General features: G+C 62.3%; 18 protein-coding genes and 4 pseudogenes. 10 read left to right on the forward strand and 12 right to left on the reverse strand.

All coding sequences use genetic code 11. The features are described 5' to 3' along the window. Positions 1 to 447 precede the first annotated feature (447 nt). The 4 genes and pseudogenes from ACNJX9_RS14425 to ACNJX9_RS14440 form a co-directional block, all read left to right on the forward strand. A pseudogene (locus tag ACNJX9_RS14425) lies at positions 448 to 684 on the forward strand (DNA-binding protein); the annotation flags it as partial. A 182-nt stretch (positions 685 to 866) separates the two neighbouring features. After that, positions 867 to 1373 (forward strand): annotated as a pseudogene (locus ACNJX9_RS14430) (hypothetical protein); the annotation flags it as partial. A gap of 425 nt (positions 1374 to 1798) precedes the next feature. After that, positions 1799 to 2236, forward strand: a pseudogene (locus ACNJX9_RS14435) (TrbI/VirB10 family protein); the annotation flags it as partial. 1 nt (position 2237) lies between these two features. Further along, the gene (locus ACNJX9_RS14440) at positions 2238 to 2477 is read left to right on the forward strand and encodes a DUF2274 domain-containing protein (protein WP_439409314.1); all 240 of its coding nucleotides are present in this window, start codon (positions 2238 to 2240) and stop codon (positions 2475 to 2477) included. Here the strand turns inward: ACNJX9_RS14440 and ACNJX9_RS14445 are convergent. From ACNJX9_RS14445 to ACNJX9_RS14455, 3 genes are all read right to left on the reverse strand, one after another. Then, positions 2453 to 3388: a LysR family transcriptional regulator gene (locus tag ACNJX9_RS14445; protein WP_271601336.1), complete on the reverse strand. Its 936-nt coding sequence runs from the start codon at positions 3386 to 3388 to the stop codon at positions 2453 to 2455. The genes ACNJX9_RS14440 and ACNJX9_RS14445 overlap by 25 nt on opposite strands. A gap of 61 nt (positions 3389 to 3449) precedes the next feature. Beyond that, positions 3450 to 4082 (reverse strand): acyl-homoserine-lactone synthase, encoded by a 633-nt coding sequence (locus ACNJX9_RS14450; protein ID WP_439409315.1) that lies wholly within the window; start codon positions 4080 to 4082, stop codon positions 3450 to 3452. Between the two features lie 162 nt (positions 4083 to 4244). Beyond that, positions 4245 to 4469, reverse strand: coding sequence for a DUF6894 family protein (locus tag ACNJX9_RS14455; RefSeq protein WP_271601334.1), 225 nt, complete (start codon positions 4467 to 4469; stop codon positions 4245 to 4247). Between the two features lie 112 nt (positions 4470 to 4581). On the opposite strand from ACNJX9_RS14455, the gene ACNJX9_RS14460 reads away from it, so the two are divergent. The 3 genes from ACNJX9_RS14460 (at position 4582) to ACNJX9_RS14470 (ending at position 5062) form a co-directional block, all read left to right on the forward strand. Next, positions 4582 to 4785, forward strand: a complete 204-nt coding sequence (locus ACNJX9_RS14460) for a hypothetical protein (protein WP_439409316.1) — start codon at positions 4582 to 4584, stop codon at positions 4783 to 4785. Beyond that, positions 4743 to 4871, forward strand: coding sequence for a hypothetical protein (locus ACNJX9_RS14465; protein WP_439410057.1), 129 nt, complete (start codon positions 4743 to 4745; stop codon positions 4869 to 4871). Before ACNJX9_RS14460 ends, ACNJX9_RS14465 begins: the two co-directional genes overlap by 43 nt. Before the next feature lie 68 nt (positions 4872 to 4939). Next, the gene (locus ACNJX9_RS14470; RefSeq protein ID WP_439409317.1) at positions 4940 to 5062 is read left to right on the forward strand and encodes a hypothetical protein; all 123 of its coding nucleotides are present in this window, start codon (positions 4940 to 4942) and stop codon (positions 5060 to 5062) included. A 101-nt stretch (positions 5063 to 5163) separates the two neighbouring features. Here the strand turns inward: ACNJX9_RS14470 and ACNJX9_RS14475 are convergent, their stop codons facing one another. The 6 genes and pseudogenes from ACNJX9_RS14475 to ACNJX9_RS14500 all read right to left on the reverse strand — a co-directional run bounded on the left by ACNJX9_RS14475 (position 5164) and on the right by ACNJX9_RS14500 (position 9871). Next, entirely contained in the window at positions 5164 to 5250 is an 87-nt protein-coding gene (locus ACNJX9_RS14475) for a hypothetical protein (RefSeq protein ID WP_439410058.1), read from the reverse strand. A 372-nt stretch (positions 5251 to 5622) separates the two neighbouring features. Further along, entirely contained in the window at positions 5623 to 6168 is a 546-nt protein-coding gene (locus tag ACNJX9_RS14480; RefSeq protein ID WP_439409318.1) for a hypothetical protein, read from the reverse strand. Between the two features lie 279 nt (positions 6169 to 6447). Further along, positions 6448 to 6876, reverse strand: coding sequence for a GlcG/HbpS family heme-binding protein (locus tag ACNJX9_RS14485; RefSeq protein WP_439409319.1), 429 nt, complete (start codon positions 6874 to 6876; stop codon positions 6448 to 6450). Beyond that, a pseudogene (locus tag ACNJX9_RS14490) lies at positions 6869 to 7954 on the reverse strand ((Fe-S)-binding protein); the annotation flags it as partial. The gene ACNJX9_RS14485 and the pseudogene ACNJX9_RS14490, both read right to left, overlap by 8 nt. 336 nt (positions 7955 to 8290) lie before the next feature. Then, positions 8291 to 9043 (reverse strand): ABC transporter ATP-binding protein, encoded by a 753-nt coding sequence (locus ACNJX9_RS14495; protein ID WP_439409320.1) that lies wholly within the window; start codon positions 9041 to 9043, stop codon positions 8291 to 8293. An 84-nt stretch (positions 9044 to 9127) separates the two neighbouring features. Beyond that, entirely contained in the window at positions 9128 to 9871 is a 744-nt protein-coding gene (locus ACNJX9_RS14500; protein WP_439409321.1) for an ABC transporter permease, read from the reverse strand. Between ACNJX9_RS14500 and ACNJX9_RS14505 the strand changes: the two genes are divergently transcribed. Further along, a complete protein-coding gene (locus tag ACNJX9_RS14505) occupies positions 9870 to 9992 on the forward strand; it encodes a hypothetical protein (protein ID WP_439409322.1) in 123 nt (40 codons plus the stop codon). The genes ACNJX9_RS14500 and ACNJX9_RS14505 overlap by 2 nt on opposite strands. 212 nt (positions 9993 to 10204) lie before the next feature. Here ACNJX9_RS14505 and ACNJX9_RS14510 read toward each other — a convergent pair whose 3' ends face one another. The 3 genes from ACNJX9_RS14510 to ACNJX9_RS14520 form a co-directional block, all read right to left on the reverse strand. Beyond that, a complete protein-coding gene (locus ACNJX9_RS14510; RefSeq protein WP_439409323.1) occupies positions 10205 to 10660 on the reverse strand; it encodes an aldo/keto reductase in 456 nt (151 codons plus the stop codon). A gap of 341 nt (positions 10661 to 11001) precedes the next feature. Beyond that, entirely contained in the window at positions 11002 to 11430 is a 429-nt protein-coding gene (locus ACNJX9_RS14515) for a GlcG/HbpS family heme-binding protein (protein ID WP_439409324.1), read from the reverse strand. Next, positions 11423 to 14431: an FAD-binding and (Fe-S)-binding domain-containing protein gene (locus tag ACNJX9_RS14520; RefSeq protein ID WP_439409325.1), complete on the reverse strand. Its 3009-nt coding sequence runs from the start codon at positions 14429 to 14431 to the stop codon at positions 11423 to 11425. The genes ACNJX9_RS14515 and ACNJX9_RS14520 overlap by 8 nt, the downstream gene beginning before the upstream one ends. Positions 14432 to 14630: 199 nt before the next feature. Between ACNJX9_RS14520 and ACNJX9_RS14525 the strand changes: the two genes are divergently transcribed. Together ACNJX9_RS14525 and ACNJX9_RS14530 are read left to right on the forward strand one after the other, a co-directional pair. Next, positions 14631 to 15830, forward strand: a complete 1200-nt coding sequence (locus ACNJX9_RS14525) for a pyridoxal-phosphate-dependent aminotransferase family protein (protein ID WP_439409326.1) — start codon at positions 14631 to 14633, stop codon at positions 15828 to 15830. Between the two features lie 24 nt (positions 15831 to 15854). Continuing rightward, positions 15855 to 16652, forward strand: a complete 798-nt coding sequence (locus ACNJX9_RS14530; protein WP_271597329.1) for an enoyl-CoA hydratase/isomerase family protein — start codon at positions 15855 to 15857, stop codon at positions 16650 to 16652. The last annotated feature ends 1 nt before the right edge of the window (position 16653 follow it).

A 16653-nucleotide genomic window follows, 5' to 3' on the forward strand; every position in this document is an offset into this window, starting at 1 on the left:
GCGTTCGCCGCAGCGGGCTCTCGTGAACCGAGCCGCTTTGCGTCTCGGCCATCCGGCGTTGATCCCTCGCGCAAGGACTCGCGGAGCTCTTCGCCGGGGGCACTCGGAAAAGGGGCCCGCCTGCGGCGATCGCTATCACTGCCCCGTTCCCGGGTGCCCTCTTAACCGGTCTCATCGCTGCACTCGGACCCGCGTGTCCCTTCGGGTCGCTATGCTCACGCTCTCCGGGTGCCATTGCTTCAAGGTGATGCGCCAATGGCGCACACCTGATCTTGCTTCCCGAGGCCTCTCAAGACCAACTCTCATGAAGAATCGGGCGGAAGGCGGGCGCATCGCATTTTCCGGACTCTCTCGCTTATAAGGTGAGTGTAAGAGTGTCGTGAAGGTTTTGCCGGATGGGCTATGGGCTGCAGGAGAGGCTCGCGGGTCCTTGTGCGGGAAGCATGAGGCGAATCTTCCGCGCAACTGACCGACCACTTGAAAAAGGCCGACATGGCCAAGGAGGCCGAGCGTCTTCTCGATAGTGCAGGCTGGTTGCCGGAGCCGCTGCGTCTCGTCGATCGCAACGCGGCGCCGGTGGAGCAGAAGGGGGAAGCGGGCCCGCTGCCCGAATTCCTCGCCGACGATGAGGATCGGGAGAACGCCGGCGACGATGGCCCGCAACAGCTCGACGCGGCTGAGTGACACAGCGCGGGATGGCTCTTGCCGTCTCGCAGTTGCTTGGGGGCCAGTGTGTAGCGCCGGTCTCCATTTTAATGGGCGAGCACTGAGAGGGAGAGCTGGGCCGGGAAGGGTTTGAATCGCCCTGGTCTTAAGGAGAGCGCTGGGCGGTTCGACCCGTTCCTGCTCTCCCGAGAAATCCCGTCATGACTGAATCTCTCGCGGGCGGCGCTGCCGCCGCGCCGCTCTCAATGCGTGCCGCTCCCACTCTCACCTCTGCCGCTCTCAAGGTCGCCCGACAGATATTGACTGATCTCGAACGCGGCCGTCGCATCGATGCCGCCGTCCTGCGAAGCGCCATGGAAGCGGCCTTCGGCGCCTCGGACGCGGCCGGCGCATGGAGCTGGAAGACAGCCTATGACATCTGCGGGACGGCAATCGATCATCATCTCGACGCGAACGTCGTGCCGAGCGTCGTTCTGATGAACCTGCCGTTCTCCGTGGTGGTTAATGTCGATCGACGGATGGCGGATGCCGCTCTTCGGCACATTGCCTCTTCACTTCCGCGTCTTTGCGACGGTGGGCGCCTCGTCGCCATCGCTGGCGTGCGTTTTGCTCCGGATAACCCGGCGTGGCACGAGGCCTTTGTTCGCCTCCGGGAGCGGGGACGGGTGGCGTTTTCTGCCGCGATCGACAGCGCCGTCTACGCCAAGGGGCTCCATCTTCGCCGCATCCGGATGATGGGCGCATATCGCATCGCGCTATCGGGATTCATCGCCGCGATGCGCGATCGCCTCCGCGCTTACGGCCTCTTTGGAGAGATTATATCCTGGAAGCTGCTGATGTTCGTGGCCACGGATGCAAGCGGCGTCAGGATATCAACAAGGGTGCTCGACATCTATCCGGTGGCGCGCGTCAGTGAGCGGGAGGCCGCGTGATGTCTCGCAGGGCTTCCGAATTGGCACGCCGTCTCGCGCGCGAGGCGGAGGCGGTATGTCGACACTATCTCTCCCACGGCAAGCGGGCGGGGCGGTACTGGGTGGTCGGCGATGTTCACAATACCCCGGGCCGCTCGATGTTCGTACGGCTCCAGGAATCGCCGAAGGGACCCGCAGGCAAATGGACCGATGCTGCGACCGCCCAGGGAGCGCGTCTGATCGGAATCTACGATAGTCAGGTCACTTTCGGCCAGTCCCGCGTCCTGCTCGTTTGGACTCGGCTGATCATGCCGAATGGACGTTCCATCGTTCTCGAGCGACAGCCTGGGGCTGATACCGCAGGCTATGCAGGTCTCGAAGACCAGGTCGACAATCACTGGGGCGAGCTATTCAAGGCCGCTGCGCTATCGACGTTCCTGGCTGTCGGGACAGAGCTAGGTTCAGGTTCCGACACGAATAGCAACGACAGCGCCATCATCCAGGCGTTGCGACACGGCGCCTCCGACACACTGAACCAAACCGGACAGCAGGTGGTTCGGCGCAGTCTCAGTATTCAGCCGACGCTGACCATCCGTCCGGGATTTCCGGTGCGCGTTATCGTAAATCGCGATCTCGTTCTCGAGCCATACAGAGGGTGAAATGACCAAGCTTAAGATTGGGGCACTTCCAGACGAGAGACCAGTCAAGGTCAGTGTTGAATTGCCGGCTTCCGTGCATAGAGATCTGCTTGCGTACGCGAAAGCGCTTGCAGGCGAATCCGGTCAGCCCATCAGCGATCCGGGCAAGCTTATCGCGCCGATGCTGGCGCGGTTCATGGCAACCGATCGCGGCTTCGCGAAGCTGCGGCGCGCCTCTCAATCGCGAGCCGGCGACGGATAGCGTTCAGCCAAGAGTTTGAGAAAATTGACGAGTGCGGGATTGTCGTTATCTTCTCGCCAATGTGCCGAAAAGCCAACGCGTGTCGGCCCCGTCCCATCGCGCAATTCGCGATAGACCAAACCAGCGAAGCTCGCGCCGATATCTGATTCTAGTACTAACCCGATTCCGAGCCTCATGCTGATAAGGCTCTTGATGATACCTCGGCTAACGTCATGATGTTCGATCTTTGGTCGTTCCGCGGGAGAAACAAGCCTCGATATCACAAGATCCTCAAGTTCGCGTCCGGGATCGTGCTGGCTTAATAGGACAGTCTCGTTTCGGAGGTCCGTCCAGTAAACCACTTCTCGTGCCGCCAATGCATGATCTTCCGGCAGAGAAAGGAGGACCCGCTCACTCCAAAGCGGGCGAATGTTATTGTCCGGCAGCGGCACGTCACCAGTCACAATGAGAACATCCGCCGTGCCATTTCGCAGCGACGTTGCGAGACGTGTTCGCGAGCGCTCGATCGTCGCGAGTTCGATTCGAGGATGTCGGTTCTTGAATTCGGTCAGCGTCGCTCGCAGATTTCCAGCGGAAATTGAGGTGCAAAATCCGATCGAGAGACGGCCAGCTTCACCTCGCCCATTCGACTTTGCTGTTGCGACCAGCACATCGATTTGCTCTAGAATCAATCTAGCCATTCTCAGAATGCGTCGCCCAGCCGGCGTTGGCTGCACCCCTCGGCCTGAGCGCTCGAATACGGTAGTACCGATCCGGTGTTCGAACTGACGAATAGATCGGCTCAGGATCGAGTGTGGAATGGAGAATACCGCGGCGGCTTGCCGAAGGCTCCCGTAATCAGCGGCTGCGATCGCAAACCGCAGTTGCTGCAAATCGACAGCGAGCTCGCGAGACATGCGTGGCTTGTCCATTGTCGCGCTTCTCACAATTTTTGAGGTGGGCGAGTTCCCGGCGTCATTGGCCTGAATTTCGTCAGGCGACCGCGAGAACAACTGGCTCCCAAAGGACAGGGCCTTCGAAACCATCACCGTTACGGATCCTGGCCAGCGCCTCGGTGGATATCTCGAGATAAACTGCGACCGGCAAGGTGCTTCCGAGACGGGGCAGGTTGCTTAAGCGTCGGAACGGCCAGCCGGCGCGTCTTAGGATTCGTTTCATTCGAGCATCGGTTATGGTGAGGATATCGGTAAGTCGTCGCGAGAGCCCGAACTCGATCATGCCCGCGAACAATTCATATGTTGCTCGAGCGACACCGTTCTCTCCCTTTGCAGTATCGGTCGTGAGGTCAAGCGTGAATCGTCTACTTTCCCAAATCGAGCGCTCTGATGGTGCGTCGTGAACTGCGAGGAGAACGGAAAACGTATCGCGCACCATCGTAGGCCCCACAGAAGGAACCAGGCGAACGCAGCCCTCTATCCGATCGTTGGTCCCCAATTGCACCAGGTAGGCAGGATGAAGCGCATCAAAACTATCAACCTCCATCTCTCCGCTCGTATGGACATCCCAGTCGAACCACTCCTTGAAAGCTCGATAGCGTAGTTGGTGCACCGCGATGGGAGTTTCCGCAAGGTGGGCGTAGGACCGTTCGGTAATAAGTTGAATCATGATGGCCTCTAGGAAAACTTGTCGCGCCTTATGGAAGCTTGCGGCGATTCGTCGCTCATCTTGGATGGCTAGGTCACCGCGTCTGGTACATGCCGACGCGACAGCCAGACGCCAACTTGCCTGACTACACCTGTTAGCTGCTCAAATAGACGCTATGTAGCTTCAATGCGGCAAGTGACGTTGAATGCGATGGCGCCCGATTTCGCGGCCCTTTCTGTCAACGACTGTTAGTTCAGCGTCATCATAGTCCCGGTCGTCGGTGCCGATTTCGAAGGCGACGCGTGCCCCGTAAATGTTGGCCTCGCGCGGTGTCGCGAAATCCATTCCCTCGTCGTCCACCGATACGAAGTTGCCATTCCGGATATGAAAGAAGTAGCGTTGTGACATCTTTGCTATTTAGCCCCCTGGAATCAGAGTGGCACCTGTCATTATTGTCAGGGTGGAGTCGACGTAGTTCGGGGAATGGGAAGTGCAGCGGTTCGCATTCATAGCTGCGTTCATGACGCTGGTTACCGCTTGTGCTACCGCAGAGCCAATCGGCGCCGATGCCAAACAACGTTGGGGAATCCCCGATGCCGGCAGTGATTTTGGCCCCCAGCAGATCGATGCCCGCAAGGGGCACGGCTCTCCGATATCCTTCGCGAAACCGGCGCCAAGAGGATCCATTATCGCTGTGACCTTGGCGACAGCTTTGATCATGTGATCAAGCTCGAAAAGTGGTTCGATAATACGTCGACAGACGGTCTTCCATTCTTGCTCGATGCCGCCGGTCGTTCTCGTCCGGAATAGGCGGTGCGCCAGGCTATGCCGAATACCTCGATGCCATTGGCGATGCCGCCCATCCGGAGCACGAATAAATGCGCCTCTGGGATCCGGTGCAGTTTGATCCCAACGTTGTCGACCGGAAGGCGATCGAGGCCGCCGTCAACGCTTTGTCCGACAAATGGAAGCCGCGGCGTCGCGTCACGCGGTCAAAATAGGCGTCACGCGCCAATCGAAAGGGCCGAAGCGCCACGTTTACGGCGGCTAAAAGCCCAATCGCTGCTCTCCGACTCGCAGCCGCGACACAGACTTGATGATGTCACCGCTGCCCCATCCGTCTGGGCTTTGGCTCAAGTTCAACATCGAGTCGCCAACGAGCCGGCTCGGCCTCTGCTGCTACCCCCATCCGCTCTAGGGTTCGCAATCGTCCCACCCGCGCCGTTTGACACCCAGGTTCCTGTCCCGCCAACGCGGGCAATGGGAGAACCCGTCAGGCGCATCGCAATGGCTCGGGTGAAGCGATCGGCTGCGCCCTCCTGCCGAAGCTGTCGGCCGCCTCGATCTCGGTCTCAGGGCCATCCCAGATGATTTGCGGTCGGGTACCAGGCGTCAGATTTTGGCCGCTGGCGTCGTGGGTTCCTCTGCTTCTTATAGAGCCGAGATGTGGCACGGTCGTCGTAGGTCGGAGATCCGTTCCCACCGCCTCCGTCTGGCGGGGCCTTGGTGGTTCCACCAAGACTTCGTTTCCACATCTCACTCGTAGGAAGGTGCGCAATCGCTATCGAGAATCACCACCACGAGGCGGAATAGCGAGACCAATGGCCGCACAAATCGCGCGTTCAGTCGAGAGCAGCAGCAGCCGGTAGCCATCCTGCTCGTAAAGGGGGGACTGGCCGACTTCGTAACACTCACGCACGTACCTTAACGCTGCGGCCGCTCCTTTGAGGCTTCCTGGCACGGTGCCGGCGAGCTGACGCGAGGCCTTCATCTCAGCCCGACCGAGTGCGCCTTCAGCCTCGCAAAGGCCGCTTAACTTGGCCTCCAGCTCGGCCCGCCTGCCGCACGGCGCACGGCGCAGCTCGCGCTCGGCAGCATCCTGCTCGGCGAGCAGGCGCCCAAGTTCCTCAAAGACTCGGCGGTGGCCTTCGATGGCATCGAGGATTGGGTCGGGCGCGGTCGAAACACCGACGCTTTCAGCCCATGAGGGAGTGATGACCCCGGCCAGGATGGCGGCGCCACCGGTGACGAACTGCCGGCGCCGAACGGCCGGGCCGGCGGGAAAGAGTAAACGACTCGTGGTATAGGCAGAATCAGCCTGAGACATGGGTCTCTCTCCATGTTGAGGGTTAGGCTCGCGCAGGTGTTGCTGCATCTGTGCGGGCCGCTTGGCTGGCCTGTTGCGGCCAGTGCCTTGAATCGAATCACGGCCGAGTCATTGCGTCAATGGATATACGCAGCTTTCAGCGCGGGACGTGTAGGAAAGGACGGCTTCTTAAATAGTGGGTTTGACGATGTAACGGACCAGGCACTCGACCCCGACAATCCCGCGAGGGCCGTGTCTGCGACTATATAAAATGCGTACCCCTTCAGTAGAGTGATAGGGCTACCCCGCGTTGGCCCTGAGGCCGGCGGCCTGGATTCCCGCCACGGCGCAGGCCTCGTCATTGTCGGACGTATCGCCGGAGATGCCCACCGCCCCAAGCAACGTCGTGCCGTCCATGATCAGCACGCCGCCGGGGACCGGCACCAGCGCGCCCTTGGCGATCGTGTTCATGGCGTCGATGAAATAAGGCTGCTCCTGCGCGCGCTGGAACAGGGCGCGCGAGCCGAGGCCCATGGCGAGCGCGCCATAGGCCTTGCCGTGGGCGATCTCGGCACGCATCAGGCTGGTGCCGTCCTGAGCCGCGGCAATCTTAAGCACGCCGCGCGCGTCGAGGACGGTGACGACGAGCGGCTTGAGCTTGAGTTCACTCGCCTTGGCGAACGCGGCGTCGAGGATTTTTCGAGCGGTGTCGAGCGTGAGATCAGCCATGGCTGGGTTCCTTTGCAGCTGGAGACGTGGAATTGGTGTCGGCGCGGTCGAGGCTCATCGCCAGCACGCGGGCGACGTGAAGCGCCTCGCGGCTAGCGCCGTCGTGGATCTGGTGGCGGCAGGAGGTGCCGTCGGCGACGACGAGGGTGGAGGGATCGGCCTTCCGCACAGCCGGCAGCAGCGACAGCTCGGCCATCTCGATCGAGGCATCGTAGGTGTCGGCGCCATAGCCGAACGCACCGGCCATGCCGCAGCAGCTCGACTCGATGGTCTCGACCTTCAGACCTGGAACGAGCCGCAACACCTGCTCGACAGGTTTGAAGGCACCGAAAGATTTTTGATGGCAATGGCCGTGGACCACGGCCCTGTCGGCGACGCTGCCGAGCGGCAATTGCAGCCGGCCGGCTTCGGCCTCGCGCACCAAAAACTCCTCGAAGGTCAGCGCGTGCGCGCCGACAGCATTGGCGTCGTTATCCTTGCGCAGCGAAGCCAGCTCGTCGCGCAGCGTCAGCAGACAGCTCGGCTCGAGGCCGACGATCGGCACTCCACTGGTCGCAAACGGCGCGAAAGTCGCGACCAGACGGTCGAGCTCGGACCGGGCTTCGTCGACGAGACCGGCGGAGAGGAAGGTGCGGCCGCAGCAGGGCGGGCGGCTCCCGCTGGCGGACTTGGGCATGTGCACGCGATAGCCGCCGGCCGTCAGCACGCGCAGGGCGGCGTCGAGGTTTTCGCGCTCGTAGATGCGATTGAAAGTGTCGGCGAAGAGAACGACTTCGCGGCCGGTCTCCGGCCCAACGCTTTCAGCGGGCGGCACGAATACATCGCTGCGGAACGCGGGCAGGGAGCGGCGGGCACTGATGCCGGCGAAGCGCTCGAACAGCTTTCGAAGCAGCGGACTGTGGTTGCGCAAATTCGCCAGCGGCGCGAAGCGCGCGGCAAGGCCGGCATAGCGCGGCAGATAGCCGACCAGGCGATCGCGCAAGGTGAGGCCGTGGGAAGCTGCGCGTGCGGCCAGCGCCTCGATCTTCATCTTGGCCATGTCGACGCCAACAGGACATTCGTGGCGGCACCGAGCGCACCAGGCCGTCGCCGTGCTCGTGGCTCCCCATGGTCCTTTGCTGCCCGGTCCGGGCGATCTCCGCGCAGGCGCGCTTCCATCGCACAGGTAGCGCTCGATCGCAGTGACGCAATCCTCGACCGAGTGCCAGGCCGCGACCTCGCGCGTTTCGTCGAACAACACCTTCGTACCGAGGGCTCCAAGATACAGCCTCCAAATCGATTTCTTCGGGTTTTCGATCCCAAGCGGCCGCAACAACCGTTCTGGCGCGGAATAGCTCATCCAGAATCGCGCGAGCGAACTCATCTACTTCACGTTCTAAATTAGCATGACGTCGAGTCGACTTGTGACAGAAGTTCAACTCATCTGATCGTAGACGGCGAAGCCTTCGTCAACGCCGCCAAAGAAGACCCTCTCGCCCTTGGATAGGACTAGCGCCTTTGTGCAAATCAGCCTGCACAGCTCTTTCGAATGTGACGCCATCATCAGGATCCGTGCACGGCTGACGAACTGATTCACACGCTCGCGCGCCTTCTCCTGGAAGTGCGCATCGCCCGCGCCGATGCCTTCGTCGATCAAGAGGATGTCCGGGTTCTGGGCGGTCGCAAGCGCGAACGCGAGCCGCGCCTGCATGCCTGCAGAATAGATGCGCGTGGGTAACGAGAGATAGACACCGAGCTCGGTGAACTCCTCGATGTCTTGCACGAGGTCCTGATATTTTTCGCTGGACCAGTTGTATAGATTTGCGATCAGCCTGATGTTCTCGTAGCCAGTAGCATCGGAATTCAACGCAATGCTGCCGCTGAGCAGTGTGAACGTGCTCCCCTTCACATCCACCGAACCGGTCGACGCCGGGTAGATACCAGCCACCAGCCGCAACAAGGTGGTTTTTCCCGCGCCGTTGTGGCCGACCAGGCAGACCCGGTCCCCCTCCTCCAGCTCTAGCGAGAGATTCTTCAGGGCATGAATGACGATGACGCCGTTGAACCGGCTTGCCGAGTCGGAGCCTACCCGGACATTGCTGAATGACGGCATGCGGATCAGGCGGAGCGCATGGCTATCGTAGATGGGTATGCTGACGTTGACGTTCTTCAGACGCACGTGAGTCATGGACTAGCCGTTTCTCATGATAATTTTTGCTGTTCGAGCATGATCTTATCGGAAAGCCGATGTGCCCACTTCTCCGGACATGCGCTAGACGCAGAATGCGAGGTGACCGCGCATCCGTCGGTAAACGAAAAAAGCGAGCCCATAGCCGGCCACGGTGAACCCGAGAACCGTCAGATAGTGCCAGAGCGGCGGAACCTGGCCGAGCAGCGGATCGCGAATGATCTCGATGAAATAGAAAAGCACATTGTATTCGACGAGAAACTGCCGGTTGCTGGTGATTTGTCGGTAGTTCCAGAATACCGGCGTCACGAAAAAAGCAAGTTGCATCAAGTTTCGCACGATCAGCTCAACGTCCCGGTATCGCGCGCAGATGAAGCCGAGCACCATCACGACCCAGAAGCCGTTGACGAAGAGCAGGACGATCCCAGGGATCGCGAGCAGGCTGGTCGGACCGAGCGGCACGAGTGCGAACACGACCCCCACCACATAAATGATCGCGTGATGCCCGAAGGTGATCATGATCTTGAAAACGGTTCGTCCGACATAGAGACCGAGACCGAGTGTCGAATTGCTGAGATATCCGGCATGTCTGACGAAGACGCCGCCTCCTTCGACGATAAGCGCTGATATGGCCGACCAAACGATGATTCCGACGCCGACATAGGCGATAATGTCGGAGACACTGCTGCCAAAGATCGCCGAAGAGACGGCGCTCAGGCCCAACAACATCACCAGAACGTTGAGGGTCTCCCACAGAGGACCGATCCTAGAGCGCCGATACTGGCAGACCGTGTCGAGCCACGCCCAACTCAGGGCGTTGGACAACATGTTCAAGCTCCCGTGGACCGCTGATGCCACCGGACGCGGTTCTGATATCGGCTTTACAATGGTCGAGGCCAAGACCACTCCCAACTTCGTGCACCACTCCGCGTCAGGCGTCGCGTTCTGAAAATATCGCGCCCGACAGCCAGACCTCACCAGAAGTCGGCGCAAAAGAAACTTGCGATGCCCCGCAAGATTGCGCCAGACGTCAGGCCCGCAACCGAGCTTCGTAACGGCGGTAGAGGCCTTCGATGCTCAGCATAGCATCTCGCCCAAGCTGCCCCTGTTCGCAAGCCGCAACGCTGGCCAGAACTTCGCTCCGCGTTAGCATGCCTGGAATTACCCTGGCAACTCCGTCCTCGAGAGGCAAAATCGCAGCGCCAACGCAACGCGATTTTGGGGCCTATCAGCCAGATCGACGCTGTCGACATCGACACTTGGGCAGCCACCATCCAGGTGACGATCCGATCGCGTGGCCATCTGCTGCGGTGGTCGTTGGCGGGAAAGAACGGTGTCCGCGCCGGCGTCTCCGGCCAGAAATCCCGAGGCGCGCGGGGTAGGGGCGATAATGCCAATGCCTCGCCATGCCGCCTGACAGGGTAATCCGGTATCGATCGCGCGCCAATCCAAGCATGTTGCACTTAACCTGAAAGCACCGACGCCGGCCGCGGCGAGCAGCGCAAGCGCATCTTCCGGCGAGAGCGTCGAGATGCCCCAGCACCTGACCTTGCCCTCCGTCACAAAGCGCTGCATCAGCTCCACGACTTCAGGGACGCCATGACGATGTCCGGACATCCGATCCCTCTATGGCGCCTGATTCTTCCAGTATTCTCTTGTCGTCCTGGGCGTCGCCAGCGCGGCCATCGTGAATTTGCTTGCCGCGTCACGATTTCTCGAAGTATGCCCTGGAAATCGGAGCGTCCCGTACAAACGCTGGACGGTCGATTTCCTTGGCAGAAGTTTTTCGTCGGGCGCTTACGCCTGTTTCCCCGGGAAAATCCCTTGAAAGAAAACCGCTTAACGCGTGAGAGCCCTCAGGCCTCGCATCATAATCCTGGCGTCGGGGGCTCGAGCCCCTGCAGTTGCTCGATTCCCCGGGCCAGCCGTGCTTCTAGTTGTCACCCCCTGAGCAAGTCCTAACCCGCGTTGGCCTTGAGCCCCGCCGCCTGGATTCCCGCCACGGCGCAGGCCTCGTCATTGTCGGACGTATCGCCGGAGATGCCCACCGCCCCAAGCAACGTCGTGCCGTCCATGATCAGCACGCCGCCGGGGACCGGCACCAGCGCGCCCTTGGCGATCGTGTTCATGGCGTCGATGAAATAAGGCTGCTCCTGCGCGCGCTGGAATAGGGCGCGCGAGCCGAGGCCCATGGCGAGCGCGCCATAGGCCTTGCCGTGGGCGATCTCGGCACGCATCAGGCTGGTGCCGTCCTGTGCCGCGGCGATCTTGAGCACGCCGCGTGCGTCGAGGACGGTGACGACGAGCGGCTTGAGCTTGAGTTCACTCGCCTTGGCGAACGCGGCATCGAGGATTTTTCGAGCGGTGTCGAGCGTGAGATCAGCCATGGCTGGGTTCCTTTGCAGCTGGAGACGTGGAATTGGTGTCGGCGCGGTCGAGGCTCATCGTCAGCACGCGGGCGACGTGAAGCGCCTCGCGGCCAGCGCCGTCGTGGATCTGGTGGCGGCAGGAGGTGCCGTCGGCGACGACGAGGGTGGAGGGATCGGCCTTCCGCACAGCCGGCAGCAGCGACAGCTCGGCCATCTCGATCGAGGCATCGTAGGTGTCGGCGCCATAGCCGAACGCACCGGCCATGCCGCAGCAGCTCGACTCGATGGTCTCGACCTTCAGACCTGGAACGAGCCGCAGCACCTGCTCGACCGGCTTGAAGGCGCCGAAAGATTTTTGATGGCAATGGCCGTGGACCATGGCCCTCTCGGCGACAGTCCCGAGCGGCAGTTGCAACCTCCCAGCCTCGGCCTCGCGCGCCAGAAACTCCTCGAAAGTGAGCGCATGGGCACCGACGGCCTTGGCGTCGTTGTCCTTGCGCAGTGAGGCGAGCTCGTCGCGCAATGTAAGCAGGCAGCTCGGCTCGAGACCGACGATCGGCACACCGCGCGCGGCAAAGGGCGCGAAAGCAGCGACCAGACGGTCCAGCTCGGACCTCGCTTGATCGACCAGACCAGCGGAGAGGAAAGTGCGGCCGCAGCAGAGCGGGCGGCTGCCGCCGGTGGGTTTCGGCAGATGCACGCGATAGCCGCCGGCCGTCAGCACACGCAGCGCGGCGTCGAGGTTTTCGCGCTCATAAATGCGATTGAAGGTGTCGGCGAAAAGAACGACCTCGCGGCCGCCCTCCGGCCCGGCCGTTTCGGCGGGCGACACGAAGATGTCGCTGCGGAACGCGGGCAGGGAGCGGCGGGCACTGATGCCGGCGAAGCGCTCGAACAGCTTTCGAAGCAGCGGACTGTGGTTGCGCAAATTCGCCAGCGGCGCGAAGCGCGCGGCGAGGCCGGCATAGCGCGGCAGATAGCCGACGAGGCGATCGCGCAAGGTGAGGCCGTGGGAAGCTGCGCGCGCCGCCAGCGCCTCGATCTTCATCTTGGCCATGTCGACGCCAACAGGACATTCGTAGCGGCAGGCCTTGCAGGAGACACAGAGCTTTAGCGTCTCCATCATCTCGTCGGAGGCAAGCGCATCGGGACCCAGTTGGCCTGAGATCGCGAGCCGCAAGCTGTTGGCGCGGCCGCGCGTGGCGTCCTTCTCGTTGCGCGTGGCGCGATAGGACGGGCACATCACGCCGCCCTCGAGCTTGCGGCAGGCGCCGTTGTTGTTGCACATCTCGACCGCGCCCTGGAAACCGCCGCCGGCGCCGGGCCAGGCGGACCAGTCGAGCTTGGTCTTCAGCTCGCCGACGCGATAGTCGGGCTTGAAGCGGAAGAGGGAGCGGTCGTCCATCCTGGGCGGGTCGACGATCTTGCCGGGATTGAGCACGCCTTCAGGGTCGAAGCGCCTCTTCACCTCACGGAAGTCTGCGACGAGGCGTGTCCCGAACATGCTCTCGTGGAATTCCGAGCGGACCAGGCCGTCGCCGTGCTCGCCGGAATGCGAGCCCTTGTATTCGCGCACCAGCGCGAAGGCCTCCTCGGCAATGGCGCGCATCGTCTTGACGTCCTTCTCCAGCTTGAGGTTCAGCACCGGACGCACATGCAGGCAGCCCTCGGAGGCGTGGGCATACATCGTGCCGCTGGTGCCGTGCTTCGCAAACACCTCGTTCAACCGCGCCGTGTAATCGGCGAGGTGCGGCAGCGGCACGGCGCAGTCCTCGACGAAGGAGACCGGCTTGCCCTCCTGCTTCATCGACATCATGACGTTGAGGCCGGCGGCGCGGAAATCGGCGATGCCGCTCTGCGATGCCGGCTCGGTTATCTCAACCACGCCGCCCCATTTGCGCGTGTCGTTATTCCAGCCGAAGCCGAGATCGCCCATCAGCTCGGTGAGCTGCTTGAGACGCAGAAGGTTGTCAGCCTGATCCTCTTCCGCAAACTCGACCACCAGCACGGCGTCGGGGTCGCCCTTGATTGCGGCATTGATGATCGGCTGGAACATCGCGATGTCACGGCCGAGTGCGATCATGGTGCGATCGACCAGCTCGACTGCGATCGGCTTCAGCTTGACGAGATGCTGGGCCGCATCCATCGCTTCGTAGAAGCTGCCGAAATGGCAGACCCCGAGCGCCTTGTTGCGGATGACGGGCCACAGCTTCAGCTCGACCTTGGTGGTGAAGGCGAGGGTGCCTTCGGAGCCCACCAGCAGATGCGCCATGTTGTTGGGCGCGTTGCGCGGCACCAGGGCATCCAGATTGTAGCCGCCGACGCGGCGCTGCACCTTGGGAAAGCGCGCGGCGATCTCGTCGGCTTCGCGCGCACCGAGATCGAGCATGTCGCGGACGAGGGCGCGCAAATTGTCGCTGGCATTTACGTCGGAGAGATCGCGCGACACCTCGCCAAAACGGCTCAGCGTGCCGTCGGCGAGCGCTGCCTCCATCGACAGCGTGTTGTCGCGCATGGTGCCGTAGCGAAGCGAGCGGCCGCCGCAGGAATTATTGCCGGCCATGCCGCCGATGGTGGCGCGTGAGGCGGTGGAGACGTCGACCGGAAACCATAGGCCGTGCTTCTTGAGCTGGCGGTTGAGATCGTCGAGCACGATCCCTGGCTCGACCACGCAGGTGCGGCTGGCGACGTCGAGCGACAGGATCTTGTTGAGGTGCTTTGAGAGATCGACCACGAGCCCGTCATTGACGGTCTGGCCGCATTGCGAGGTGCCGCCGCCGCGTGGGGTGACCTTCACCCCCTCATCGCGGGCGATTGCCAGCGACAGCAAGGCCTCGTTTATGGTTTTGGGCACGATCACGCCCATGGGCATAATCTGGTAGAATGAGGCGTCGGTGGCGTAGCGGCCCCGGCTAAAGCGATCGAACAGGACGTCGCCGGTGATGTCCCGGGCAAGACGTGCCGCCAGACGCTCCGTTTGGACCGATTCCGGTGATTTTCCAGCCACTTCCGTCGCCATGATCCGCTCTCGCCTGTTCGCGGGCACCGTCTTGCCTTCCGGCAGGGCCCTTGGCAAGCGACCCCTGCTTCTTGTGCATTGACGGACCCCGCCGCGGGAGGGACAAGCCCGGCGAATAGTGATATGCGAGCGGCTCGCCGGAGCCCTCAATGCGGGCCACGCTCGAGCTAGACAGCCTCAAAGACCGGGAAGGACGCCTATGACCGTGCATACTGGAAGGCATTTCTTACAGATTCCAGGACCGACCAACGTGCCCGACCGCGTGCTGCGGGCGATGGACATGCCGACGCTGGACCATCGCGGTCCGGAGTTCGCCGAGCTCGGTTTTGCGGTCCTCGCCTCGATGCAGCGGGTGTTCCGCACCAAGCAGCCTGTGATCATCTTCCCCTCGTCCGGCACCGGCGCCTGGGAGGCGGCGATGGTCAATGTGTTCGCGCCCGGCGACAAGGTGCTGATGTGCGAGACGGGCCAGTTCGCCGTGCTGTGGCGCGGCATCGCCGACAAGTTCAAGCTCGAGGTCGACTTCATCCCGAGCGACTGGCGCCATGGTGCCGACCTCGCCGAGATCGAGAAGCGCCTTACGGCCGACAAGCAGCACGCGATCAAGGCGGTCTGTGTGGTTCATAACGAGACCTCGACCGGCTGCGTCACGCCGCCGCTCGAAGTGCGCAAGCTGCTGGATCGCGTCAAGCATCCGGCATTGCTGATGGTCGACACCATTTCCGGCCTCGGCTCAATGGAATATGAGCACGACGCCTGGGGTATCGACGTCTCGGTCGCCGGCTCGCAGAAGGGCCTGATGCTGCCGCCCGGTCTCGGCTTCAACGCCGTCTCGGAGAAGGCGCTCAACGTCGCCAAAGCCAATCCCGGCATGCGCTCCTATTGGGACTGGCAGGAAGTGATCAGCTTCAACAAGCTCGGCACCTTCCCCTATACGCCCGCCACCAATCTGCTCTACGGCCTGCGCGAAGCGGTGAAGATGCTCGAGGAAGAAGGCCTCGAGAACGTCTGGGCTCGCCACAAGCGCCACAGCGCGGCGACGCGCGCGGCGGCGAAGGTGTGGGGCCTGGAGACGCAGTGCGTCGATCCCGCCGCGCATTCGCCGGCGCTGACCGGCGTGCGTGTGCCTGACGGCTTTGATGCCGACGCCTTCCGCAAGGTGGTGTTGGAAAACTTCGACATGTCGCTCGGCACCGGCCTCAACAAGGTCAAGGGCAAGGTGTTCCGCATCGGCCATATCGGTCATTTCAACGACCTGATGCTGATGGGCACGCTCGCCGGCGTCGAGATGGGCCTCGATCTTGCAGAGATTCCGCATCGGAGCGGCGGCGTGCTGGCAGCCATGGACGTCCTGAAGGGACGTGACGCGGTGCCGATGGCCAAGGCCCAAGTGGCCTGAACTAACTTGGAAAGTGATAGCGCGATGAACCTACCTGCGACTGCCAACGAAGACCTGCTCTACTCCGTCACGGACGGCATCGCGCGGATCACCTTCAACCGGCCCCAGGCGCGCAACGCCATGACCTTCGCCATGTATGACCGCATGGCGGAGATCTGCCAGGAGATCAACGCCGATCGTTCGATCAAGGCGCTGATCCTCACCGGCGCCGGCGACAAGGCGTTCGCCTCGGGCACCGACATCTCGCAATTCCGAGCCTTCAAGACGGCGCAGGATGCGCTCGACTACGAAGCGCGGATCGACCGCGTGCTCGGCACGCTCGAACAGTGCCGCGTCCCCGTGATCGCGGCCATTGCGGGCGCCTGCACCGGCGGCGGTGCCGGCATCGCGGCCTGCTGCGATCTGCGCATCGGCACCGAAACGACGCGCATGGGCTTTCCGATCGCACGCACGCTCGGCAACTGCCTGTCGATGTCGAACATCAGCCGCGTCGTCGCGCTGGTCGGACCTGCGCGCACCAAAGATCTGATCTTCAGGGCGCGCTTGGTCGAGGCGCAGGAAGCGCTCGCGCTCGGCCTCCTGACCGAAATCGTGCCTGACGTCGAGACTCTTCAGCGCCGCGCGGATGAAACCGCAAAGCTCGTCGCGAGCCATGCGCCGCTGACGCTGGAAACGACCAAGGAGGCGGTGCGTCGCATCCGTCCGACGCTGTCGCGCGAACAGGGCGAGGACCTGATCCTCAAGGCTTATATGAGCGAAGATTTTCGCGAGGGCATGGACGCCTTCCTCAACAAGCGCACGCCGAACTGGAAGGGCAGGTAGC

It is taken from the genome of Bradyrhizobium sp. BLXBL-03 (assembly GCF_051853015.1).
Classification (GTDB): Bacteria; Pseudomonadota; Alphaproteobacteria; order Rhizobiales; family Xanthobacteraceae; genus Bradyrhizobium; species Bradyrhizobium manausense.